The 22,638-nt window shown below is 67.7% G+C and carries 17 protein-coding genes; 3 read left to right on the forward strand and 14 right to left on the reverse strand.

The features are described from left to right. Positions 1-98 precede the first annotated feature (98 nt). The gene (locus ACIQCS_RS07010) at positions 99-1,079 is read right to left on the reverse strand and encodes a right-handed parallel beta-helix repeat-containing protein (RefSeq protein WP_345851330.1); all 981 of its coding nucleotides are present in this window, start codon (positions 1,077-1,079) and stop codon (positions 99-101) included. A gap of 323 nt (positions 1,080-1,402) precedes the next feature. Between ACIQCS_RS07010 and ACIQCS_RS07015 the strand changes: the two genes are divergently transcribed. After that, the gene (locus tag ACIQCS_RS07015; protein WP_345851332.1) at positions 1,403-1,663 is read left to right on the forward strand and encodes a hypothetical protein; all 261 of its coding nucleotides are present in this window, start codon (positions 1,403-1,405) and stop codon (positions 1,661-1,663) included. A 113-nt stretch (positions 1,664-1,776) separates the two neighbouring features. Then, on the forward strand, positions 1,777-4,518 hold the full coding sequence (secA, locus tag ACIQCS_RS07020) for a preprotein translocase subunit SecA (RefSeq protein WP_345851333.1): 2,742 nt from the start codon (positions 1,777-1,779) through the stop codon (positions 4,516-4,518). A gap of 179 nt (positions 4,519-4,697) precedes the next feature. Here secA and ACIQCS_RS07025 read toward each other — a convergent pair whose 3' ends face one another. The 4 genes from ACIQCS_RS07025 to ACIQCS_RS07040 form a co-directional block, all read right to left on the reverse strand. After that, a complete protein-coding gene (locus ACIQCS_RS07025) occupies positions 4,698-5,294 on the reverse strand; it encodes a CC0125/CC1285 family lipoprotein (RefSeq protein ID WP_280281844.1) in 597 nt (198 codons plus the stop codon). A 122-nt stretch (positions 5,295-5,416) separates the two neighbouring features. After that, positions 5,417-5,893: a phosphoribosyltransferase gene (locus tag ACIQCS_RS07030; RefSeq protein ID WP_401530511.1), complete on the reverse strand. Its 477-nt coding sequence runs from the start codon at positions 5,891-5,893 to the stop codon at positions 5,417-5,419. A 32-nt stretch (positions 5,894-5,925) separates the two neighbouring features. Beyond that, positions 5,926-6,942 (reverse strand): adenosine deaminase, encoded by a 1,017-nt coding sequence (locus tag ACIQCS_RS07035; RefSeq protein ID WP_345851337.1) that lies wholly within the window; start codon positions 6,940-6,942, stop codon positions 5,926-5,928. 205 nt (positions 6,943-7,147) lie between these two features. Then, the gene (locus ACIQCS_RS07040; protein WP_345851338.1) at positions 7,148-8,233 is read right to left on the reverse strand and encodes an AraC family transcriptional regulator; all 1,086 of its coding nucleotides are present in this window, start codon (positions 8,231-8,233) and stop codon (positions 7,148-7,150) included. 172 nt (positions 8,234-8,405) lie between these two features. Here ACIQCS_RS07040 and ACIQCS_RS07045 point away from each other — a divergent pair, with 172 nt between their 5' ends. Next, positions 8,406-9,227, forward strand: a complete 822-nt coding sequence (locus ACIQCS_RS07045; RefSeq protein WP_345851341.1) for an ATP-binding protein — start codon at positions 8,406-8,408, stop codon at positions 9,225-9,227. 121 nt (positions 9,228-9,348) lie between these two features. Here ACIQCS_RS07045 and ACIQCS_RS07050 read toward each other — a convergent pair whose 3' ends face one another. From ACIQCS_RS07050 to ACIQCS_RS07090, 9 genes are read right to left on the reverse strand one after another with little or no spacing between them, the layout of a single operon-like run. Next, positions 9,349-10,128 (reverse strand): 4'-phosphopantetheinyl transferase superfamily protein, encoded by a 780-nt coding sequence (locus ACIQCS_RS07050; RefSeq protein ID WP_345851342.1) that lies wholly within the window; start codon positions 10,126-10,128, stop codon positions 9,349-9,351. Continuing rightward, entirely contained in the window at positions 10,125-11,096 is a 972-nt protein-coding gene (locus tag ACIQCS_RS07055) for an ABC transporter substrate-binding protein (RefSeq protein ID WP_345851343.1), read from the reverse strand. The genes ACIQCS_RS07050 and ACIQCS_RS07055 overlap by 4 nt, the downstream gene beginning before the upstream one ends. Next, complete coding sequence (locus ACIQCS_RS07060) at positions 11,093-12,133, reverse strand: NAD(P)/FAD-dependent oxidoreductase (RefSeq protein ID WP_401530420.1); 1,041 nt, start codon at positions 12,131-12,133, stop codon at positions 11,093-11,095. Before ACIQCS_RS07060 ends, ACIQCS_RS07055 begins: the two co-directional genes overlap by 4 nt. A gap of 6 nt (positions 12,134-12,139) precedes the next feature. Further along, on the reverse strand, positions 12,140-13,432 hold the full coding sequence (gene ectB / locus ACIQCS_RS07065) for a diaminobutyrate--2-oxoglutarate transaminase (protein WP_401530513.1): 1,293 nt from the start codon (positions 13,430-13,432) through the stop codon (positions 12,140-12,142). A gap of 20 nt (positions 13,433-13,452) precedes the next feature. Next, positions 13,453-15,108: a GMC family oxidoreductase gene (locus ACIQCS_RS07070; protein ID WP_294051726.1), complete on the reverse strand. Its 1,656-nt coding sequence runs from the start codon at positions 15,106-15,108 to the stop codon at positions 13,453-13,455. 35 nt (positions 15,109-15,143) lie between these two features. Beyond that, entirely contained in the window at positions 15,144-15,956 is an 813-nt protein-coding gene (locus tag ACIQCS_RS07075) for a cupin domain-containing protein (protein WP_345851350.1), read from the reverse strand. A 13-nt stretch (positions 15,957-15,969) separates the two neighbouring features. Then, on the reverse strand, positions 15,970-17,337 hold the full coding sequence (locus tag ACIQCS_RS07080; RefSeq protein ID WP_345851351.1) for a SidA/IucD/PvdA family monooxygenase: 1,368 nt from the start codon (positions 17,335-17,337) through the stop codon (positions 15,970-15,972). After that, positions 17,334-20,561 carry an amino acid adenylation domain-containing protein gene (locus tag ACIQCS_RS07085; protein ID WP_345851352.1) on the reverse strand — a complete coding sequence of 1,076 codons (3,228 nt, stop codon included), beginning with the start codon at positions 20,559-20,561 and terminating at the stop codon, positions 17,334-17,336. The genes ACIQCS_RS07080 and ACIQCS_RS07085 overlap by 4 nt, the downstream gene beginning before the upstream one ends. Continuing rightward, positions 20,558-22,435: a class I tRNA ligase family protein gene (locus ACIQCS_RS07090; RefSeq protein ID WP_345851353.1), complete on the reverse strand. Its 1,878-nt coding sequence runs from the start codon at positions 22,433-22,435 to the stop codon at positions 20,558-20,560. The genes ACIQCS_RS07085 and ACIQCS_RS07090 overlap by 4 nt, the downstream gene beginning before the upstream one ends. Between the last annotated feature and the right edge of the window lie 203 nt (positions 22,436-22,638).

Raw genomic sequence — 22,638 nt, forward strand, 5'->3', positions numbered from 1 at the left:
GCCCGGTGGCATAGGCTGTCTTTGCCCGGATCGGATGGCCGCGCTGCGGCATCCGGAAGGAAGGTCCCCGGCCGAAGCCCGGCCGGGGACCCTTTTCGTCACTGCTTGGCGACGGTGCCGGTAAAGGTACCATCGACGGTGTTGCGGCTCAGGCGGTTGTCGCCATAGCTCGTCAGGCCGGCACCGCCCGAGGCGGAGACGCCGATGCCGTTGGCCGAGATGGTGTTGCCCGAGGCTTCGACACGCGCCAGGGCGCTCTGCGAATTGATGCCGATGCCGCCATTATTGTAGATTTGGCTGTTGACGATCGTGCCGACGACCAGCGTGGAAGGAGCAACCACGTTGAGGCCGCCGTCCGCGCCCGAAAGCACGCTGTTCGAGATTTCGGCGAACACGCCCGCGCCGTTGCTGCCCGTGCTGTCCAGGCGAATGCCCTCGTCGCCGTTGTTGAACAGCTGGACATTGTCGATGGTGGCGCGTGCGGTGCCCGAGCCCGTCGGCTGCACCAGGATGCCGCCGCCCGCGGCGGGAGTGCCGTTGTTCGCGATCACCGAGTGGCTGACCGAGAGCGAGCCGCTCACCGCCGGCTGGAACGAGATGCCATAGCCGCTGCCCTGGTTGGAGATGAAGACATTCTCCACCACCAGCGACGCGCCTGAAAGGAAGCGGATGCCGTTGACGCCCTGGGTGACGCCGGCGCCGTCGATCGACAGGCCGCGCAGCACCACCTTGGCCGTGTTCGGCGTCGCCGAGGCGCTGTCGTTGATGATGATGCCGTTGACCCCCGAATTGAGGACGCTGCCGAAGGTGCCCGTGCAATCGAGGGTGATCGACTTGGTGATGGTCACCGTGCCGAAGCCGCCCGGATCGAGGCAATTGATTTCGCCGCCCGTGGCCGTCTTCGAAATCGCGCCTGCGAAGGTCTTGCACGGCGCGGTGCGGCTGCACGGGTTGACGTCGTCGCCGACGCCCGAGACCCAGGTGCGCGTCGCCTGCGCCGCCGCTGGGGCGGCGGAGAAGATGCCGAAGACCGCGGTGGCCAGGGCCAGCGCCGGCAAATGCTTGCGGATTGAGATCATGCTGCTCTCCAGAACTAGAGTATTTTGCGCGGAACAGGCCGTCTCCCGGGGTGGGAGGCGACAGAAAGCTCATTCGAGACGGACCGCCATGGATCGTCGCCTCGTTGCGCGCTGCCAGCCGTGGCAGCGCAACTATTTGTCGATTATCGCTTGCGTCGATACGCAAGCCTTGGCGGCCCCGATGCCCATATTAGCACGAAACCGGGGGCCAGCCTACCGAGTCGGTATTGGACGGGACGATCAACTTTGATTGGACGAACCGCCTGGCAATAATTATGTCGCTGGTCGCGGTGCCGTGCGGCGCCCCATGACAAGGCCTTATTTTGGAACTGCTGCTTCTCCTCACTGCCTTCCTCGCGAGCCTGACCGGTGCCGGTTCGGCCGATCGCGGTGGACTTCGGCAGATGCAGGGCGTGGCGGTGGTCCAGGCCGCCCAGGCGGCACAGGCGGCGGTGCTTCCGGCCCGTCGCGCGGCGCCCGCGCTCCCCGTGCCGCTGCTGCGGCCCGAAAGGGTTCTTCCGCTCGCGGCCGTGCGGAACGCGCCCGCCGCGTTGCACCTGCCCTTCGAGCGCCGGCTCGAATGAGCTTTTCCGCGGTTCGCTGAACCCGGCGGCCGTTCTTCCGTTCTCGCATTCAAACGGGCGCCGGCCGTGGCGGCGCGCCTGTCCGACCACCCTAGACACAGACTGGAAAATCCATGCTCGGCGGTTTTGCCAAGACCCTCTTCGGTTCCTCGAACGATCGCTATGTGAAGTCGCTCGGCAGCATCGTGAACAAGATCAACGGTTTCGAGCCGGCGATCTCGGCGATGCGCGACGACGAGCTTTCGAGCCAGACGGTGAAGTTCCGCGAACGGCTCGCCAATGGCGAGAAGCTGGACGCGCTGCTTCCGGAAGCCTTCGCCACGGTGCGCGAGGCGGCCAAGCGCGTGCTCGGCCAGCGCCATTATGACGTGCAGATGGTGGGCGGCATCGTGCTTCACCGCGGTGAGATCGCCGAGATGCGCACCGGTGAGGGCAAGACGCTGGTCGCGACGCTGGCGACCTATCTCAACGCATTGCCGGGCGACGGCGTCCATGTCGTCACCGTCAACGACTATCTCGCCAAGCGCGACGCGGAGTGGATGGGCCAGGTCTACAAGTTCCTCGGCCTCACCGTCGGCGTGATCGTGCCCAACCTCTCCGACCATGAGCGCCGCGAGGCCTATGGCTCGGACATCACCTATGGCACGAACAACGAGTTCGGCTTCGACTATCTGCGCGACAACATGAAGTATGAGCGCGTCTCGATGACGCAGCGCCCGTTCAACTTCGCGATCGTCGATGAGGTCGACTCGATCCTGATCGACGAGGCCCGCACGCCGCTCATCATCTCGGGCCCCACCGACGACAAGTCCGAGCTCTATATGGGTGTCGACGTGGTGGTGAAGCAGCTGGTGCCCGAGGATTACGAGAAGGACGAGAAGCAGCGCACCATCGTGCTGACCGAGGACGGCACCGAGAAGGTCGAGCGCATGCTTGAGGCCGCCGGGCTGCTCCAGGGCGCCAATCTCTACGATTTCGAGAACACCCAGGTCGTCCACCACCTGAACCAGGCGCTGCGCGCGAACGTGATGTTCAAGCGCGACATCGATTATATCGTGAAGGACGACAAGGTCGTCATTATCGACGAGTTCACCGGCCGCATGATGGACGGCCGGCGCTGGTCGGACGGCCTGCACCAGGCGGTGGAGGCGAAGGAAGGCGTCAACATCGAGCCGGAGAACCAGACGCTCGCCTCGATCACCTTCCAGAACTATTTCCGCATGTACCCGAAGCTCGGCGGCATGACCGGCACCGCGGCGACCGAGGCGCCCGAATTCTTCGACATCTATAAGATGAACGTCGTCACCATCCCGACCAACCTGCCGGTGCAGCGCGTCGACGAGGAGGACGAGTTCTACAAGACGCTCGACGAGAAGTTCCGGGCGATTGCCAAGAGAATCAAGGAACATGCCGCCAAGGGCCAGCCGGTGCTGGTTGGCACCGTCTCGATCGAGAAGTCGGAGATGCTGTCGGAGTTCCTCACCGGCGAGGGCGTCGATCACGCGGTGCTGAACGCCCGCCATCACGAGAGCGAGGCGCATATCGTGGCGCAGGCAGGCCGGCTGGGCGCGGTGACGATCGCCACCAACATGGCCGGCCGCGGCACCGACATCCAGCTGGGCGGCAATCTCGAGTTCCGCGTCCATGACGAGCTCGCCGATATGGAAGAGGGGCCGGCCAAGGAAGCCGCGATCGAGCAGATCAAGGCGGAGATCGCGGCGGAGAAGCAGAAGGTGAAGGAGGCCGGCGGCCTGTTCGTGCTCGGTACCGAGCGCCACGAGAGCCGCCGCATCGACAACCAGCTGCGCGGCCGCTCGGGCCGCCAGGGCGATCCGGGCCTCAGCCGCTTCTACCTCTCGCTGGACGATGACCTGCTGCGCATCTTCGGCTCGAACACGCTGTTCGCCAAGATGATGCGCAACAACATCGCCGATGGCGAGGCGATCGGCTCCAAATGGCTGAGCAAGGCGATCGAGACTGCGCAGCGCAAGGTCGAGGCGCGCAATTACGACATCCGTAAGCAGGTCGTCGAATATGACGACGTGATGAACGATCAGCGCAAGGTGATCTACGAGCAGCGCGCCGACATCATGGACGCCGAGACGGTGGGCGACGTCGTCACCGACATGCGCGCCGAGACGGTGAACGCGATCGTCGGCGAATATTGCCCGCACGGCTCCTATCCCGAGCAGTGGAAGGTTGAGGAGCTCAAGGAGAAGGTGCTCGGCACCCTCAACGTCGATGCGCCGGTGGAGCAGTGGATCCGGGACGAGGCGCAGATCGAGCCGGAGATGGTCGAGGAGCGCGTCCGCGAGGCCGCGGACAAGCTGGTCGAGGCCAAGGCCGTCGACCTGGAGCCCGAGACCTGGAGCCAGATCGAGAAGTCGATCCTGCTGCAGAATCTGGACCATCACTGGAAGGAGCATCTCGCGATGCTCGACGCGCTGCGCCAGGTCGTGCACCTGCGCGCCTATGCCCAGAAGACGCCGATCAACGAGTATAAGCACGAGGCGTTCGCGATGTTCGAGCGCATGCTCGGCCAGATCCGCGAGGACGTGACCCGCACGCTCGCCTTTGCCCAGTTCCGCATGGAGCCGGCGCCCGAGCTGCCGCAGCTGCCCGATTTCCTGACCACCCATATCGATCCGCTGACCGGCGAGGACGATACCTATGACTATGACGGCGGCGCGGCCGGGCTGATCACCACCCGCCTGCCGCAGATGGGCATTCCCCAGCCTTCGGCCGAGGATCTCGGCACCGATCCGGCGCAGTGGGAAGGGCTGGTCAGCCGCAACGCGCCGTGCCCCTGCGGCTCGGGCCGCAAGTACAAGCACTGCCACGGCCAGGTGGCCTGAGCCAGGGTCGGCCTTCGGGCCGCCCGTACCGCCCGTACATAGCCTATGCCGTCATCCCCGCGCAGGCGGGGATCCAGAGCCAAGGGCGATACCGCCTGTAACCCTGGATCCCCGCCTGCGCGGGGATGACGATCCTTGAGGGGGCGTTCCCCTCCCGCAAGCGGGAGGAGTTTCTCCGCTTACTTCGTGGCCGGCATCTGGATCGACGGACCCAGGCGGCTGACCACTTCGTGCGCGTCGAAGGCGCGCAGGTTGTCGGCGGGCTTGGGGCCCTTGCCCATCACCACTTCGGCCATCGCCTCATATTGGGTGACGGTGCGATAATCCCAGTCGCGGTCGCGCCAGAAGGGATCGTCGAAGAAGGGATCCCAGCTGCGCCAGCCCCAGCGCGGGCCGCGATAGAAGCGCCAGGAGGGGCTCCAATAGCCCCAGGGCCCGGGACCCCAGGCGCCCGGCTCGCGCACGATATCGGTCTTCTTCTCAGTATCGCGGTCGGACAGGATGAAGTGATCGAAGCCCTGCTGGAGCGTCAGTTCGGCAGCGCGATAGAGCAGATAGCGCTCGACCGTCTCCCGCGAGGTGAGGCTGTTGCCGGAGAAGCTGATGCGGAAGCGATTGCTTTCGATCTGCGTGTCCGAATAGCCGTTGCGGACAGCGGTGCCGTTGCCGGTGGCAGGCTGGTAGGGGGTCGCCGTCATACAGGCGGACAGCGAGATGCTGCCGGCGAGGATGAGAGCAAGCGCTGCGAACCGGGGGCGCTTGGGAGTTCTCGACATGGTTCCTCCGAGGTTAAAGTCTGGGCACTGCTATGACGGAACGAACGCGCGCCGGCAGGGATGTGTCCACGATGGAGCGTGGCATATCCGCGATTGACGGAGGCTGAACAACCCGTGTCAAATCACGCCAGCCGCTCGGGAACTTCCATCGCATCCTCGGCGAGCGTGTCGCGGGGCGCCATGGCTTCCCAGGGGAAGACGAACCAGTCCTTGTCGACCGAGCGGTCGATCGGGCGGGCACGATAATCGACCTGCTGCGAGGAGCGGAGATTGTCGAGCAGCACGGCGAAGCGGATACGACTGGCGATCGCGCTTTCGCCGGCCAGGGCGGCGCGGATCTCGCCGATCGTCTTGCCGCTGTCGTTGATGTCCTCGACGAACAGCAGCCGGTCGCCGTCGCGGGTCCGCCGGGCCAGCACCGAGACCAGTTCCTCGCCGAACTGGGCGATCCTGGTCGAATGATCGATCGAGACGAGCGGCAGGCCCATGCGGTGCGACAGGAACACCGCCGGCGTCAGCCCGCCGCGGCCGACGCCGACCAGCAGCGTCGGGTTCCAGGCTTCGGCGGCGGCGGCGATGGCATGGACGCCCGCCACCATCTCCTCATGGGTGAAAGGGGTGAAGACGATGCTCAAGCGTGTTCCTCCGCATAGGCGTCGACCCGGGCGAGATGCGCGGCGACTTCGTCGTCGGAAAGAAAGGAACCGAGGAAACTGTTCCGCGCCAGCGTCACCAGGTCGCGGCGGCTGAGGTCGCGGCCCCGGGCGATCGCCCGGTAATTGTCGGCGACATAGCCGCCGAAATAGGCGGGATCGTCCGAATTGACCGTGGCGCGCAGGCCCAGCTGCAGCATCCGGTCGATCGGATGCGCGTCGACCGAGGCGACGTTGCACAGCTTGACGTTGGAAAGCGGGCAGACAGTGAGCGTCATCGAGGAACGGGCCAGTCGGGCGACCAGCGCCGAATCCTCGAGGCTGCGATTGCCATGGTCCAGCCGGTCGATCGCCAGCAGGTCCAGCGCCTCGGCGACATATTCGGGCGGGCCCTCCTCGCCGGCATGGGCGACGCGCTTGAGCCCCATCGCGGCGGCGGCGGCGAAGACGCGCTCGAACTTGGATGGGGGATGGCCGAGCTCCGACGAATCCAGGCCGACGCCGGCGATCCGGTCGAGCCAGGGCTGGGCCTGGGTCAGCGTCCTGAAGGCATCGTCTTCGTCCAGGTGGCGCAGGAAGCACAGGATCAGCTTGGAGCTGATGCCCAGCCGCGCCTCGGCCGCTTCCATGCCGGCGAGCAGCCCGTTGGCGACCACGCCGAACGGAATGCCGCGATGGGTGTGCGTCTGCGGATCGAAGAAGATCTCGGCATGGACGACACCGTCCTGCGCCACCCGCTCGAAATAGGCGAGGGCGAGGTCGTGGAAATCCTCCTCGGTGCGCAGCACGTCGGCGCCGGCATAATAGATGTCGAGAAAGTCCTGGAGGTTGGAGAATTCATAGGCCGCCCGAACCTCCTCCACCGACGCGAAGGGGATGGCGACGCCGTTGCGCCGGGCAAAGGCGAACATCTGCTCGGGCTCCAGGCTGCCCTCGATGTGCAGATGGAGCTCCGCCTTGGGCAGTCCGGCGATGAAAGTGTCGAGGTCGTGCATCGCCGGAACATCGCAGGCGGGGCGGGGAGTCGCAAGGGGAGCGGTGGGGGCTTGCGGCGTGTGTGTCGTCTCGAGCCTCAGGGTCCAGGCTCAATCAGCAACTGCCCTCACCCCTGCTGTTCTCCATCGTCATCCCCGCCTGCGCGAGGGTGACGGAAGTAATCTCAAGGGCTTGTTTGGGTTATCAACGTATCGGTCTTCCACCTCACAACGGTGTCGGCACGTCGATCGCCTGTGGCCCGGCCGGTGTCGGATCCTCGTCATCCGCCGGGGGCGGAGCGAGGGGAGGATCGTCGCTCGCCGAGCGGCGCCAGGCGCTGGGCGACATGCCGAACTCGGAAGTGAACCAGCGCGTGAATGCGGCGGGCGAGGCATAGCCCAGCATCTCGCCGATCGCGGCGAGCGTCTGGACGTTGTTGAGCAGATGGCGGACCACCAGTTCGCGGCGCACGCCGTTCAGCACCGCGCTGAAGCCGGTGCCTTCTACCTCCAGCCTGCGCTGGAGCGTGCGCGGCGAGACGCCGATGTGGCGCGCGACATTCTCGATCGAGGCCTTGCCCGATGCGAGCAGGATGAAGAGCGCCCGGCGCGTCCGGTCGGCTTCGGTGAGCAAGGGGGCCGAGGGGAGCTGCGTCTCGAAGTAGCTGTTCGCATAGGCGGCCAGGTTCGAGCGATAGCCCGGGTTGCGGGCGTGCAGCGCCGCGCGCGCATAGGCGACGCCGTTGACGCCGCTGCCGAAATGCACCGGGCAACCGAGCACCCGGTGGTGCACTTCCAGCGCGTCCGGGGCGGCATGCATGAAATACAGGCATTCCGGCTTCCATGCGCTGCCTCCGATCTCGATGAAGACGCGCGACAGCATCGCACCCACCGCTTCATGGGCCTGGCGCGGCGCGAAATCGATCTTGCTGACGATCTGGGCCCGCACCAGCGCCGTGTCGCCTTCGATCTCGAGATTGAAGGTCAGCAGGTCGCTCAGCAGATGCTGGTAGCGGATCAGCATACGGAGGGCGTCCTCCAACGTCTCCTGCTGCTGGAGGACGAGGCTCAACGGGCCGAGCGAGGAAAGGTCGCGCCGCTCGGCGACCAGCATTCCGAAGTGCGGGCAGTTCGCTTCCATCGCCGAGCGTTCGAGGATCGAAGCGATCGCGCCGCGGGGAAGCCGTTCCTCGGGATTGCGGAGCTGCGACGGGCTGACGCCGATGTCGGCAAGAATATGATAGGGATCGAGGCCAACTTCCAGGGCGACCGGGACATAGTCCATCAACATGGCCGCACGCCCCGAAGTCATGCCGGACCCTCCCCATGTCCGGAGCGCATCCGAGACATTCCAATTCTTATGCAGGGTGACGTGAACTGCCAAGGGGTTGGCGTGAAATGCAAAGCAACCTGGCGCAACTCGTCCTAATGAACCCGCGAATACCGGTTTCCACGGGCGGGAAATCGGAGGCACGGAGAAGCAGATGCGGTTCGACGGGGTATCGATGGCCAGGCGCAGCGCCGGTGCCGACGAAGGCGAGTTGCGCGGGGCGCGCGATTCGGCGCGGTTTCCGGCGAATGATACGCCGCGCGATCCCTTTGCGCCCGGCGATCCCGCGGCGGGCGCGCGGCTGACCGCGATGAGCGCGATGGCGGCGGCGATGGCACACGAGCTTAGCCAGCCGCTGACTGCCGCGAGCAACTACATGCTGGGCTGCGCCGCGGTGCTGCGCGAGCGGATCCACGGGCTCGAGCAGCTGCTCGGCTTTATCGAGGATGCGGCGGCGCAGACCGCGCGCGCATCCGACATCGTGCTGCGCATGCGCAGCTTCGTGAAGACCGGCCGCATCGACGCGCGCCCCGAATGCCTGGTCGAGATGCTCGACGTCGTGCGCGCCCGCCTGTCGTGCCTGGATGATGTCGAGCTGGTGCGCAGCTTCGCGCCGGGCTCCACCTGCGTGCTGGGGGATCGCATCCAGATCGAGATGGTGCTCTCCAACCTCCTGCTCAACGCGGTCCAGGCGATGTGGAGCAGCCCGGTGCGCCGGATCGCGGTCTCGAGCTGGGCCGAAGGGAGCCGCGTCCGCATCCGTGTGACCGACACCGGCCCCGGCGTGCCTCCCGGCGTGCGCGAGCATCTGTTCGAGCCGATGGTGAGCACCAAGATGGAGGGCACCGGCCTCGGCCTCGCCATCTCGCAGACCATCGTCGATGCGCATGGCGGCACGCTGACGCTCGAGCCCTCCGAGCCCGGCGAGGGTGCCGTGTTCGTCCTCGCCTTGCCGCGCGGCCCCGACTTCATCTGATCCTGCCCCGAGGCCCGTCCCCCACGGGCCCGCCGCCCCGCCCGTTCCCCCAACGGGCGGGGCAATTTCCTGCGCCTTCCAGGAGCCGGACAAGGTCCGCAGCCAGCCGGGAGTTCAGTTTCTAGGCGGGACTGGGTTCGGCGACCCATTTCGCATCGCTGGTGGTGATGCACCATCCAAACCCGTCCGGATCGTGGAGATCGATCGCGATCGCCTTGTTGCCGGATGGCGCCAGCGCCACGGCGACGGCAGTGCCCTGGTCGGGCTCGAGCAGCCTGACCTGCCAGGCCGCATCGTTCGGCGCATAGGGATCGCGGATGTTGAAATGCCCCGGCGTCACCTCGATCGTGTCGATCGCGTCGAACCCCAGCGCCAATCCCCGGCCCAAGGCCTTGGCATAGGCTTCCTTCGCCACCCAGCGCGCGAGCAGATAGCGGCGCCGGCGTTCTCCGGTGGCGAGGCAGTGATATTGCGCGAGCTCGGCCGGCGAGAGCATCACCGGGGCGAGCAGGGGATCGTCGCCGCCCAGCCGGTCCTCGAGATCGATGCCCAGGCCGGCGCCGCAATCATGGCCGATTGCCAGGGCGATGGTGTCGCGGCCATGGGCGAATGCGATCGCGATCCCGGGCGGCGCGCCTCGCAGGGTCGCGCGGCCGTTGCAGTCGATGCCGACGCTCCAGCCGGCGCTCGCCGGCCCGAATTGCGCGCGCAGCATGCGAGCGAGCCATGCGCGGCTGAGGAGCTGGGCGTCGCGTGCCTCGGGTGCGCGGATATCCGCCAGTCGCGCGCGAGCGGCGGTGTCGAGTTCCGCGAGTTCGGCCGCGCGGTCGCGATGCTCCCCCTCGCGCGGCACCAGCCACAGCGCGACGGTGCCGGACGGCATCCGGGTTGCCTGCATCATTTCACCTCCACTGCAAGGGCCGGCGCGATCCGCAGCCAGTGCCAGTCGATCCCGATCGGTTCGCCCATTGCGTCGAACCCGACGCTGCCGAGGCAGGTGGGCCAATGCCGGGCGTGCAGCGTTTCCGCCACTGCGGCCGGATCGGGGCCCGCCATTTCCACTGCTCCCGCCAATATCTCGATGGCCGCGCGGCTGGTCCGCGAATAGGCGCCGCCGCCCGGCATCGCATCGTCCGCGCCGCCGATTGCCGCCACCCGCAGATCGGCGATGCCGGGGGCGATCGCGTCGAGCAGGCTTGGGGTGCGGCAATCGTCGCTCAGCAGCACCAGCGGGTGCGCCGTCAGGCGCGGCAGCAGGGCGGCCGCAAAGGCATGGCGCCCGATCACCGCCACCGGCCCGGGCGGGAGCGGCGGGACGTCGGCAGGGTGGCCGACATCGATGCGCAGCGGCGCATGTCCGGCTGCCCGCAACCGGCCCTCGACCGCATCGCCAAGGCTCTTGCCATGGGGAATGCGCTGCGTGACCAGCACCGGAGTTTCGCCGGTGGCGGTGAGTTCCTCGGCGAACAGCCGTGCCTGGCGCAGATCGTGCGCGCACAGGCGGAAGCAATTCGGCATCGCCCCGGTCAAGGCGGGATGCGTCGCGCCGGGCGCCAGCAGCACCGCGCCGGCCCGGGCATAAAGGGGGGCCGCGGCGAGCGCCGATGCGCTGTTGAAGTGGCCGATGAGCAGCCGCACGCCCTGCTCGTTCATTGCCCGAGCCGCTGCCGCGCCGCCTTCGGCGCTCGCGCCGTCGTCGTGCCAGAGATAGCCGATTCCGGGAAAGTCCCCGGCGAGCGCCGCCGCAGCCCGGAGCAGATCGGCCCCGTGCGGGCCGGTATCGATCGCGAGGCCGATCGTTGCCCGGTCCGGCCCGGGTTGCGGCAATCGGGCGAGCAGCATCGCCCAGTCGGGCCCTGGCGATGTCATGCAAGCGCCTCCGCATGGCCCGGCGCATGCTGCCAGACCAGGTCCGCCACCAGCGGCGCCAGCTTGAAGCCGCCGCCATTGCAGCCCGTAACGACCCAGACGCGCTGGTCGGTACCCTCTACAGGTTCCAGGATGCGGGCCCCGTCGGCCGTGCGGGCATAGCTGCAGCGGGCATGGCGCACGAACCGCCATTCGGCCGTGCGGAAAGTCTCGCTGAGCCGCTCGGAAAGCGCGTCGGTGTCGAACGGGCCCTCCGCCACGGCAAGGTCGCTGGCGGCGAGCTTGAGCATCGTGCCGGCAACCGGCGGTGCGGCCCAAAGATCGTCTCCCGGACCGAAATCGACGAGGAGGGGCGCGCGCTCCCAGGCGCGCGGGGCGGAGAAATAGAACATCGTCTGGTCGACAATGGTGAGGCGCGGCGCCAGTGCCCGCATCGCCTTGCCGGTGCCGGCGCCCGCCGCGACGATGGTCAGGTCGGGCTCGAGGCGTTCGCCATGGTCGAGCTTCAGGCGTCCTTCGCGGATCTCCTCCTCGAATATGGGTCGGTGGGGCAGGAGGCGACAGCCGAGCCCGTCGATCAGCCGGACCATGTCCGTGACGATGCGGTCGGCAAGCAGCACGCCGGCGCGGGGCGTCCATAGCCCGCCATTCTCGGGATGGCGCCGCAGCCCCGGCACCAGGGCCGCCAGGCTGGCGCTGCCCACGCGCTGGCAGGGCCAGCCGGCGGCGCCCAGGAAGATCGCGCGCGCCTCTATGCGGCTGCCGAGCAGGCCTCCGGTCTGGCGGTAATGGCTGTGGCCGAGCCGCGACCAGAGTTCCGCCCAGCCGCCCATCGCCGCTTCGATGGCATGGACATCCGTTTCGGATTCCGCGCCCAGCGGATGGATCAGCCGATGCTGGTCCCAGGATGCCGCCGCCGGATTGGGCAGGGGCCCGGCATCCGCCAGCGTCACGCGCCAGCCGGCACGCAGGAAGCGCCAGGCGATCCACAGGCCGTTGATGCCAGCCCCCACGACGAGAAGGCTGGGCCCGCGCACGGCCGGTCAGGCCGTCTCGAGCGCAGTGGCGGGGACGGGGGCGATGTCGGCGATCGCCTCGCCCAGCAGATCGGCGGCCTCGTCGATCTCGGACGCGGTGATCGTCAGCGGCGGCAGCAGCTTCAGCACTTCGTCCCGGGGGCCGCAGGTCTCGACGATCAGGCCGCGCGCATAGGCCGCCGCCGAGACCTGCCCGGCGATACGGGTATCGCGCCATGCCAGCCCGCGGATCATTCCCCGGCCGCGCAAGGTGAAGCCGTCCGGCCTGCCATGGCCAGGCAGCGCGCGCAGCCGCTCCTCGAGATGCGCCGCGCTGGCCGCGATGCGGCGCTCGAGCCTGTCGTCACGCCAATAGCTCTCGATGGCGGCGGTAGCGGCGACGAAAGCGAGATTGTGGCCGCGGAACGTGCCGTTGTGCTCGCCGGGCCGCCAGCAATCATGCTCCGGTGCCATCAGCACGAGCGACATCGGCAGGCCCATTCCGCCGATCGCCTTGGAAAGGCAGACGATGTCAGGGCGGATTCCGGCGCGCTCGAAGCTGAAGAAGCTGCCGGTGCGCCCGCAGCCGGCCTGGATGTCGTCGACGATCAGCAGCGCGTCGTGTGCGCGGGCGATCTCGGCAATGGCGCGGAGCCAGGGATCCGAGGCCAGGTTGATGCCGCCTTCGGCCTGCACGACTTCCAGCAGGATCGCGGCCGGCGGATCGATCCCGCTGCCGGGGTCGGCGAGCATCCGTGCGAGATAGGCCGCCGTATCGACGTCGCTGCCGAGATATCCGTCGAACGGCATCCGGTCGACGCCGGCCAGGGCGATGCCGGCGGCGCGGCGCTTGGCGGAATTGCCCGTTGTCGCGAGCGCGCCGAGCGACACGCCGTGATAGCCGTTGGTGAAGGCGATCACCGAACTCCGGCCGGTGACCCGCCGCGCGATCTTGAGTGCCGCCTCGATTGCGTTGGCGCCGGTCGGGCCCGTGAACTGGATCTTGTAGTCCAGGCCGCGCGGGGCGAGGATGTGGCATTCGAACGCATCGAGGAACCGGCGCTTCGCCACCGTGTGCAGATCGAGCGCATGGACGATCCCGCCATCGGCCAGATAGCGGCTGACCGCCGCGACGATCTCGGGCGGATTATGCCCATAGTTCAGCACGCCCGCGCCGACGAGCAGATCGAGATAGCGCCGCTCCTCTTCGTCGAACAGCTCGGCACCGTGCGCGCGCGCGAATACCGCGGGAAAGCCGCGGCAATAGACGCGGACCTCCGATTCCAGCCGAGTGAAGGAAGCGGTGCCGCGCGTCGGCATGTCGGCGCGGGGGCGCCGGCTCACGGGCGCTTGTCCTTGCCGAGGATCATGTCGGCGGCGCGCTGACCGATCATCGCGCAGGCGGCATTGGTGTTGCCGCTGACCACCTCGGGCATGATCGAGGCGTCGGCGACGCGCAGCCCGGCGATGCCGTAGACCTTGAGCTCCGGATCGACCACGGCATCGGCGCCGAGCCCCATCTTGCAGGTGCTGGCGAGGTGATAGATCGTCCGCACGTTCTTGCGGACATAATCGGCCATTTCCCTGGGCGTTCTCGCCGATCCGAAATCGTGCAGCGGCGCCCCCGCGATGCCCCTGAACGCCTGCTGGCGCACCAACTGGCGGGACAGTTCCATGCCCTTGATCATCACGTCGATATCGGCCTGGGTCTGCATGTAGTTCGGGTCGATCAGGGGCGCGACGGTATAGTCCGCCGACTTGAGCCGGATGCGACCGCGGCTCGACGGCCGGACCACGGTCGGCGAGAAGGAGAAGGAATTGTCGTCGTCGTCGTCGCCCTGCCAGAAATGGAACTGGAGATCGGGTGCCGCCGAGGGGGCGTGGCTCTGCGTCTTGACGAACAGCCCGGCCTGCACGCCGCTGGCCCAGAGCGGCGGCAATTTGGGAATGGCATGATAGGCGACCGGCAGCACCGGATGGTCCTGCAGATTCTCGCCGACGCCCGGCAGGTCCAGGACGACGGGGATGCCGAGCGCGCGCAGCGCGTCGGCCGGGCCGATCCCCGAACGCATCAGGATGGCGGGCGAAGTGACCGCGCCGGCGCACAGGACGATCTCGCGGCTTGCGCGCGCCTGCAGCGTCTGGCCGTCGAGCACATATTCCACGCCCACCGCGCGGCCGCCTTCCACGATCAGCCGCTTGACCGGCGCATCGTGGCGAACGGTGAGGTTGGTGCGGCCCATCGCGGGATGGAGATAGGCCTTGGCGAGGCTGCACCGTTCCAGCCGCGGCTTGCCCTCACGCAGCTCGGTGCGGATGGTGAACTGGTAGAAGCCGGCGCCGTCCTGCTGGATCGCGCCGTTGAAGTTCCAGTCCGGCCCCTTGAAGCCCATCTGCACCGCCGCCTGCACGAACGCCGTGCCCGGCAGGCTCTTGTGCGGATAATTCTGCACGGTGAGAGGGCCCTTGTTGCCCGTCAGCGGCCCGCGGATGTCGCGATTGCCCTCCGCCGCGATGAACAGCGGCAGCACGTCCTGATATGCCCAGCCCCGGTTTCCCTGATAGGCCCAATTGTCATAGTCCGCGCGGTTGCCGCGGATGTAGATCATCGCGTTGATCGAGCTGCATCCGCCATAGGCCTTGCCGCGCGGCGCGGGGATGATGCGGCCGTCGATGTGCGGCTGGGGTATCGTCTGATAATTCCAGTCGTAGATCGGGGAGCCCTTGGCCTTGTAGTAATTGTCGGGGTTCTGGATGATCGGCGTATAGTCGGTCGGGCCGGCTTCCAGCGCCAGTACGCGCAGGCCGGCCTTCGCGCTCAGCTGGTTGGCGACGACGCAGCCCGCCGATCCCAGGCCCACGACGATATAGTCGAACTCGGTGTCCTGCGCGGCGAGCGCCGCGCGGGTGGACGCCGTGCTGGCCGTCGCCATCGCCGAGCCCAGGGCGCCCAGGAAACCGCGCCGGTTGAGAGTTGCCGCCTTCAGGTCCGTCATTGTTCCGCTCCCGCCAGAAACGCGAAAGGATCGCGTCAGATCTTGCGCCCCGCCCACGCCACGCCGTCCGCGCCGCCCCACCAGAGGAACAGCACGACCAGCGGCTCCTCGGGCTGGTCGTTGGTCACGACGTGTTCGCATTCGGGTTCGAAATAGATGAGGTCACCCTGGCCGAGCGCGCGCTCGTGCGCGTTGAGCCGCAGCCTGCCGCTGCCCGACAGCACGAATGCCAGCTCTTCCTCGTCATGGGGAAACAACTCGCTGGCAGTGCCCGGCGCGATGGTGGCGACAGCGCCGCCCCAGGGCGTGCGGACTCCCCCCTTCCACGGCAGCAGCCGGCGGAACAGGGTGCCATATTCCATGCGCGGCTCGGCATCGGCCGCCCATTGCGCGGGGAGGCCGTCGAACAGCCAGCGCCGGTCGAGCGCGGCGCGGATTGCGGCGTCGACCTGGGCGATGGGGTAGAAGCCGGTCAGGCCGTATCGAATCCGCGCCATATAGGCATCGGTGGGCGAGGCGAAGCCATGGATCGTGCGCGGCAGCAGCACCTCGGCCTCGACGGTCTCGCCGCCGATGCGCGCCTGGATCGGCTGGAGCGCATAATCGGGGTCGATCACGGCGAGCCTCGCGCGCTGCTCGGGAGTGATGCGATAGGCGACGCCGATCGCCTCGGCGCCCGGCGCGGGCACGATCGCCGAAGTCCCCCCTCCGAACGATTCCCGGTAATTGACGAAGGCCAGCCGATAGTCCGCCACGCTCGCCGCGGCAAAGGCCTCGGGCTTGCCGAAATCCTCCGCGAAGTGATCGGGGTCGGTGCTCGATCCATAGGTAAACAGCCAGGTCGACATGTGGCGGCTCCGTTCAGCGGTTCCGGTTGGTCAGGAAGGATTCGAGGATCGCCTGGGCCTTCAGCGCGGTCATGCTGAGCGACGAGGCGTCGCTGGCGCCATGCGTGCGCTCGGTGACGCCGTTCAGGTACAGCGCCGGCCCGAACCCGGATGCGGTCCGGACGCGATAGTCGAGCGCGACTTCGGGGCCGCCGCTGGAATCCGTGACGATCCATTCGCGCAGCGGCTCGAGCAGCGGCGGGAAGGCCGGCTCGTGATAGCCGGTGCAGAGCACGACGATATCCGCGTCCACCATCCGCTCGGCGCCGCTCAGCCCGTCGACGAAACGTATCCGGAATCCGTCACCCACGGCCTCGACCTCGCTGGCGGCGTGGCGGGCGATGACTTCGGCGCGCGGGGTGCCGAGCACCCGGTCCTCGTACATCCGCCAGTAGAGGCCCTGGCTGATGTCGATGTCCACCGCGGAGAAGTTGGTCAGGTGATATTCCTGCGCGGCCATGCGCCGCTTCTCGGGAGAGAGGGCGTGGAAATAGGGCACCTGGTCGGGAAAGAAGACCTCGTTGCTGAAATGGCCGATATCGACCAGGCGGAACGGCAGGCCGCGATGCACCGAAGTGAGCTGCGCGTTGGGGAAATGATCGTAGAGCCACAACAGCGTCTCGCCCGCGCTCTGGCCCGAGCCCAGCACGCAGATCTTGAGCGGCGCGGCGCGATCGAAGGCGGAGATCCGGTCGAGAAACCCCGCGCTGTGGAACATGCGCGGGCCCAGATGCGCGCGGAACGGCTCGGGCACGCGCGGGAACTGGCCGGTGCTCACCACCAGGTTGCGCGCCGCGACGCGGCTGCCGTCGTCCAGTTCCAGCTCGATCAGGTTCGGCGTGCCGTTGCGCATCGCCGCCGGGGCGATCGATCGTACCGCCAGCCCATAGCGGACCAGCGGATCGAAATGGCGGGCGGTCCAGATGACATAGTCGTTCCATTCGACGCGGCTCACACGCCCGCCGAGATGGCCGAACTGGAACAGCCGGCCGGTTTCCTTGAGATAGCAGGCGAAGGTGAAGCGGCTGCGCGGATCGCGTGGCGTGGCGAAGTCGCGGAGGAAATGATGGTTGAGGTCGGCGCCGCGGATCAGCAGGCCGGGCTGCCATGCGGGGCCGGGGCGCCGCTCGATGAACCGGAGGCTCGGGACCGGGGCGCCCTCGGGCTGGGTGTCGCGCCAGTCGCTATAGGCGGCGGCGAGGCTGATGCCGCCGGGACCGAAGCCGATACAGGCGAGATCGACGGCGGCGACCGCCGGCTCGGCGACGGCTTCGAGGACTTCGGCGGATTTTAGCCCGGTTTCATTGTACATCTGGCAGAGCCCCGTGCTGGATTCGGTCAAAGGGATCGCCGCGGCCGGCGCAGCATGGCGCTGAGATCGTCCTCGGCGATCGGTGCCGCGGCGATGGCTTCCGCCATGGCGCCGAGTCTCGGCGTCTCGAACACCGCGCGCACCGGCAGCACGCGGCCCAGGCGCGCGCGAACATGGGCGACCAGCCGGGCGGCAAGCAGCGAATGGCCGCCGAGATCGAAGAAGTCGTCCTCGACGCCTTCCACCGCCGAGCCGAGCAGCGAGTTCCAGATCGCCGCCAGGCCGGTCTCGATCGGTCCCTCGGGCGCTCGGCCCGCGTCGCGCTGATAGCGGCCGGGCGCCGGAAGCACGCGCATGTCCACCTTGTCGTTCGCGGTGAGCGGCAGGCTGTCCATCATCACGACCGCGCTGGGCAGCATGTGCCGCGGGAGGTGCAGCGCCGCATGCTCGAGCAGGGCGGCCTCTCCCAATCCGGGCTCGCCTGCGACGACATAGGCGACGATGCGCAGGTCGCCCGGCATGTCCTCGCGGACGATCACCAGCGCTTCCCGGACCTGCTCGTGCTGGCGCAGCACGTGCGCGATCTCGCCCAGCTCGATGCGGAAGCCGCGGATCTTGAACTGGCGATCGCGCCGCCCGATGAACTCGATATTGCCGTCGGCGCGAAAGCGACCGATGTCGCCGGTGCGGTACATCCGCGGATCGGGCCCATCGGTGAAGGGATCGGCGACGAACCGGGCTTCGGTGATATCCGGGCTGTTGCGATAGCCGCGCGCGACGCTGGCGCCGCCGATATGGATCTCCCCCGGCACGCCGATGGGCACGGGCTGCAGCTCGGGATCGAGGACGTACAGGCGCACGCCCGGCATCGGGCGCCCGATGGGGATCACCGCGGGCTGCTCGCCTGGCAGGCATTCATACCAGCTGTTGTGGACGGTCGTCTCGGTCGGGCCGTAGAGATTGTGGAGCCTGGCGTTGAGCCGCTCGAAGAAGCGGGTCGGCACATCGCGCCCCATCGTCTCCGCGCCGCACAGCATCCAGCGCACCGAGGCATCGAGCAGCGCGATGCGCGGATGGTCGAGCAGCACCGTGAGCGCCGAGGGGAGGAAGCACACGATGGTGACGCCTTCCGCGACGATCCGGTCGATCATGTAATCCAGGTCACGCTGGCCGCCTGGGCGCACCATCACCGTGCTGCCGCCGGTCGCGAGCGGGAGGAAGAATTCCCAGACCGACACGTCGAAATTGAACGGGTGCTTCTGCAGGAAGCGGTCGGCCGAGGTCACCGCATATTGCTCGCGCATGCCCCAGAGATGGTGGATGACGCTGCGATGCTCGACCTCCACGCCCTTGGGCAGGCCGGTGGTGCCCGAAGTGAAGATCACATAGGCGAGTGTACGCGCCGATACCGCGACCTCGGGATTGCCGGGGTCGGGATTGCCGGCATCGGCGCCGGCGGCCATGTGCGCTCCGTCGATCGGGATCACCGGGGCTCCCGGATCGCCCACCAGCCCGGCGAAGCGCTCCAGTGTCAGCACCGCCTTGGGCGCAACGCTGCCGATCAGATATTCGACGCGCTTCTGCGGCAAGGCCGGGTCGATCGGCACATAGGCGGCGCCGGCCTTGAGCACGCCCATCAGCGCGACGATCATCTCGATGCTCTGCTCGCAGACCACCGGCACGCAGGTCTCGGGGCCCGCGCCCAGCGCGATCAGCTGGTGCGCGATGCGATTGGCGGCGCGATTGAGCGCAGCATAGCTGAGCGTCAGATCCTCGAAGATCACCGCAACCGCGTCGGGATCCCGCGCGACCTGTTCCTCGAACAGCCCGTGGATCGTCGCCGTGTCAGGATAGTCGAGCGGCACGGCGTTCCAGTCGTGCAGCATCTTTCGCTGCGTCGGCGCATCGAGCAGCGCGAGGCTGCCCAGCCGCGCGTCCGGCCGCGCCACCGCATCGGCCAGCAGCGCGCGATAGGCGCTGGCCATCGCCGCGATGGTCGCCTCGTCGAACAGGTCGCTGCGATACTCGAAGGCGGCGGTGAGGCCGGAAGCGGTTTCCCACAGCGCGACGGAAAGCTCGAACTTGGCGTTGAGCGAGAGGCCGGGACCATCGGCGGGCGCGCTCTCGGGTGTGGCGTCCTCCGCCGTGCGCGGAGCGTTCTGCAGTACCAGCATCGTCTGGAACAATGGCGTGTGGGTGCGGCTGCGCTGCGGCTTGACTGCCTCGATCACCACTTCGAGCGGCACGTCCTGATGCGCAAAGGCATCGAGCACCGCCACTCGGGTCGCGGCCAGGAACTCGCGGAAGCTCTGCGCGTGGGCGGGCCGGCCGCGCACGAGCACATTGTTGAGGAAACAGCCGAAGATGTCGTCGAACTCGGCTCTGGGCCGGCTGCCCACCGGGGTGGCGACGATGATGTCGTGCTGCCCGCCCAGCCGTGACAGGAGCGCCTGATAGCCCGCCATCAGCACCATGTAGAGCGTGGCATTCTCCGCCCGGGCGAGATGGTTGAGGCCGTCGCGCAGCTCGTCCGGGAAATGGACCACCCAGGTGCCGCCCCGTGCCTGGGGCTGCGGCGTGCGCGGCCGGTCGAGCGGCAGGTCGAGCACGGGGGGCGCTTCCGAGAGCGTGCGCACCCAATGGTCGAGCTGCTCGGCATAGGCGCCTCGCTCGACCTGATCGCGCTGCCAGGTGGAGAAATGGACATATTGATAGTCGAGCGGCGGCAGCATGGGCGCGCGTCGGGCGAGGTGCGCGGCACTGAATTCGGCGAGGTCCCGCGCGAACAGGTGCATCGACCAGCCATCGGCGATGATGTGGTGGAGCGCGATCACCGCCAGCGTGCCCGCCTCGCCGAGATCGACATGATGGCAATGCAGCGGCGGTGCCGCCGCGAGATCGAACGGCGTCGCGATCTCGCTGGCGATCAATGCGGCGAGCGCTTCGTCGCGTGCCTCGGGCGCGAGTGCCGCGAAGTCGTGCGCCACCACCGCCGGCGCATGGGGCGCCAGCACGCATTGCCAGGGCACGCCGTCGCGATCCTCGAACAGCGTCCGCAGGCTGTCGTGACGCTCGATCATGTCGGCCATGGCCGCCGTGAACAGCGCGGCGTCCGTGCCGGCCGGCAGCGGGATGGGGAGGACCAGATTATAGCCGCTGTCGGAGGGATCGAGCTGCTGCAGCAACCAGAGCCGCTCTTGCGCGAAGGAAGCGCGCTCCTCGTCGATATAGAGGCGTTCCGCCGTCATCGTCATCGAGCCCGCCTCCGATTGCTGCGCGGCGCGGCTTCGGTGCGCTCCGCTGGGGAAGGTGCCTCGGCCGTGGTTTCCTCCGGCGCTTCGGCGCCTTCGGTTTCCGCCTCCGAAGGAACGGTTCCGGCATCGTCCGGGGGCGATGCCGCGTCCGTTTCAGCGGGCGGCTCGGGCGGGGCCGGCTCGCTGCCAGGCCGTGCGCGATCGAAATAGCCCGAGGTCGAGAGCGCGATCGCGGTGCCTGTGGTCAGCATCGCCGGCAGCAGCTCCCAGCGCGCATCCACCACCGCGCCGCGCTCGCCGAGGTCGCGCCACAGGCGATCGGCGAAGCCGGGCAGGATCGGCGCGGCCGCAAGCGCCAGGCCACGGGCAAAGGCCAGCTCGACCGCCAGTGCGCCGGCCGCCTCGATCGTCGAGGCCGGCTTTCCGTCGAACACCGCATGCTCGGCCCGGAAACGGCGCGCAACGCGCACGATCTCGCTCAGCAGATGCGCCGCGCGGCTGGGCGAAAAGCCCTGCACCGAATAGCAGTTCGAAAGATCGCCGCACAGGCCGGCGAGGCGGGCAAGGGCGATCGGCGCGCTGCGCGGCGCCGGCGCGAGGGGGACCATCCCGCCTGCCGCCTCGCAGCGTTTCGCGAGGTCGATAAGCCAGTCGTCCCAGGTGCCGATCAGTTCGTCGCGCCGCGTCGCCTCGAAGGCGTCGAGCGTGAAATTGGTCTGTTCGATCTCGGGCGCGACGCGCGCGAGGTGGAAGCGCAACGCATCGGCATCATGATCGCGCAGGAACTCGCCGGCCCACAGGGCGTGGCCGCGGCTGGTGGAGAATTTGCTTCCGTCGAGACGGAAGAACTCGTTGGTGATGAACCCGATCGGCGGGCGGAGCCGGGGATCGAAGGCCTGGAAGATGGCCGGGAACAGCACGACGTGGAAATAGATCGAGTCGAAGCCGAAGCATTGGACGACATTGTCGAAACCCGTCCACGGCGTCTGCCAGCCGCCGGGATTGCTCCTCGCCTCGGGCAGGAGGTCGGTCAGTGCCAGATAATGCGGGCCGAGCTCGAACCAGGCGGAGATGCGCTGGTCGTCATAGCCGCTCGCGGGAACCGCTATGCCCCATTCGGCGGGCTGGGTGGCGGGCACGTCGGGCAGCGGCCCGGCCAGCAGTTCGGCCACCAGCGCGCGGGCCCGCGGGCTCAGCCAGGCACAGGCGAAGGTAAACTCGGCGGCGCTGCGATAGCGTTCGAGTGGAAACCAGAGCTGGCGCAACGGGCGGCGCTCGGGCGTGCCGCCGCATGTGATGCAGACAGGATCGACCAGGTCGGCGCCCGCGTTCGGCTTGCCGCATGCCTCGCAGATCCCGCCGTCGCTCTCGGCATCGCAGTGCGAGCAACGACCGCGCAGATGCGCTTCGAACGCGAAGCGGTCGCAGCTGGTGCAGAAGGGCTGATCGGTGGTCCGCTCCTCCAGCGCGTCGCGGTCGAGCAGGGTGCGGAAGAAACGCTCGATGAAACCCGAATAGCGTGGCGATTGTGCCGGAGAGGCGAACAGGTCGAGCGCGATGCCGGCGCTTGCCAGGGACTCGCGGATCCGTGCGCCATTTTCCGCGGCCACGGTTGCCGGGTCGCGGCCCTCCTGCTTGGCCATGCGCGCGACATAGCTCTGATGATCGTCGCCGGCCGAGATATAGGTCGCCCGTTCGCCGGTCATTCGCAAATAGCGCGTGAGAATATCGCCTGCGAGATATGGGCCGGAAAGATGGCCGAGATGAAGGTCGCCATTAGGCGTGGGTGGACCGGCAGTAACTAGATAGCTCACGAAGCACCCCCAATATATTGCCGCGAAATATCGAACGGATTCACCCGCAGAAAACGCCATGAGATTGCGGTCGCAGGCGATTTTTGCGGAGATTAGGTCGTGATGAAAGTTGCCTGCCCGAAGCTATCAGAATCCATTATTTGTAAAAACGCTATTGCGTTCATTGTGGTGTTTTGATCCCAAATCCTTTTGGTAATCTTTTGAATCCATTGGTTTAATGGTGACGGAAAAATCGAAAGAAGGTACAATAATATGACAATCGA

The organism is Sphingomonas sp. NPDC092440 (assembly GCF_044754985.1).
Taxonomy (GTDB): Bacteria; Pseudomonadota; Alphaproteobacteria; order Sphingomonadales; family Sphingomonadaceae; genus Sphingomonas.

Coding starts and splice junctions, on each gene's coding strand:
- ACIQCS_RS07010 (WP_345851330.1), bottom strand. CDS start 1,079: ATGATCTCAATCCGCAAGCATTTGCCGGCGCTGGCCCTGGCCACCGCG.
- secA (WP_345851333.1), top strand. CDS start 1,777: ATGCTCGGCGGTTTTGCCAAGACCCTCTTCGGTTCCTCGAACGATCGC.
- ACIQCS_RS07025 (WP_280281844.1), bottom strand. CDS start 5,294: ATGTCGAGAACTCCCAAGCGCCCCCGGTTCGCAGCGCTTGCTCTCATC.
- ACIQCS_RS07030 (WP_401530511.1), bottom strand. CDS start 5,893: ATGGTGGCGGGCGTCCATGCCATCGCCGCCGCCGCCGAAGCCTGGAAC.
- ACIQCS_RS07035 (WP_345851337.1), bottom strand. CDS start 6,942: ATGCACGACCTCGACACTTTCATCGCCGGACTGCCCAAGGCGGAGCTC.
- ACIQCS_RS07040 (WP_345851338.1), bottom strand. CDS start 8,233: ATGACTTCGGGGCGTGCGGCCATGTTGATGGACTATGTCCCGGTCGCC.
- ACIQCS_RS07045 (WP_345851341.1), top strand. CDS start 8,406: ATGCGGTTCGACGGGGTATCGATGGCCAGGCGCAGCGCCGGTGCCGAC.
- ACIQCS_RS07050 (WP_345851342.1), bottom strand. CDS start 10,128: ATGATGCAGGCAACCCGGATGCCGTCCGGCACCGTCGCGCTGTGGCTG.
- ACIQCS_RS07055 (WP_345851343.1), bottom strand. CDS start 11,096: ATGACATCGCCAGGGCCCGACTGGGCGATGCTGCTCGCCCGATTGCCG.
- ectB (WP_401530513.1), bottom strand. CDS start 13,432: ATGCCGACGCGCGGCACCGCTTCCTTCACTCGGCTGGAATCGGAGGTC.
- ACIQCS_RS07070 (WP_294051726.1), bottom strand. CDS start 15,108: ATGACGGACCTGAAGGCGGCAACTCTCAACCGGCGCGGTTTCCTGGGC.
- ACIQCS_RS07075 (WP_345851350.1), bottom strand. CDS start 15,956: ATGTCGACCTGGCTGTTTACCTATGGATCGAGCACCGACCCCGATCAC.
- ACIQCS_RS07085 (WP_345851352.1), bottom strand. CDS start 20,561: ATGACGATGACGGCGGAACGCCTCTATATCGACGAGGAGCGCGCTTCC.
- ACIQCS_RS07090 (WP_345851353.1), bottom strand. CDS start 22,435: ATGGCGTTTTCTGCGGGTGAATCCGTTCGATATTTCGCGGCAATATAT.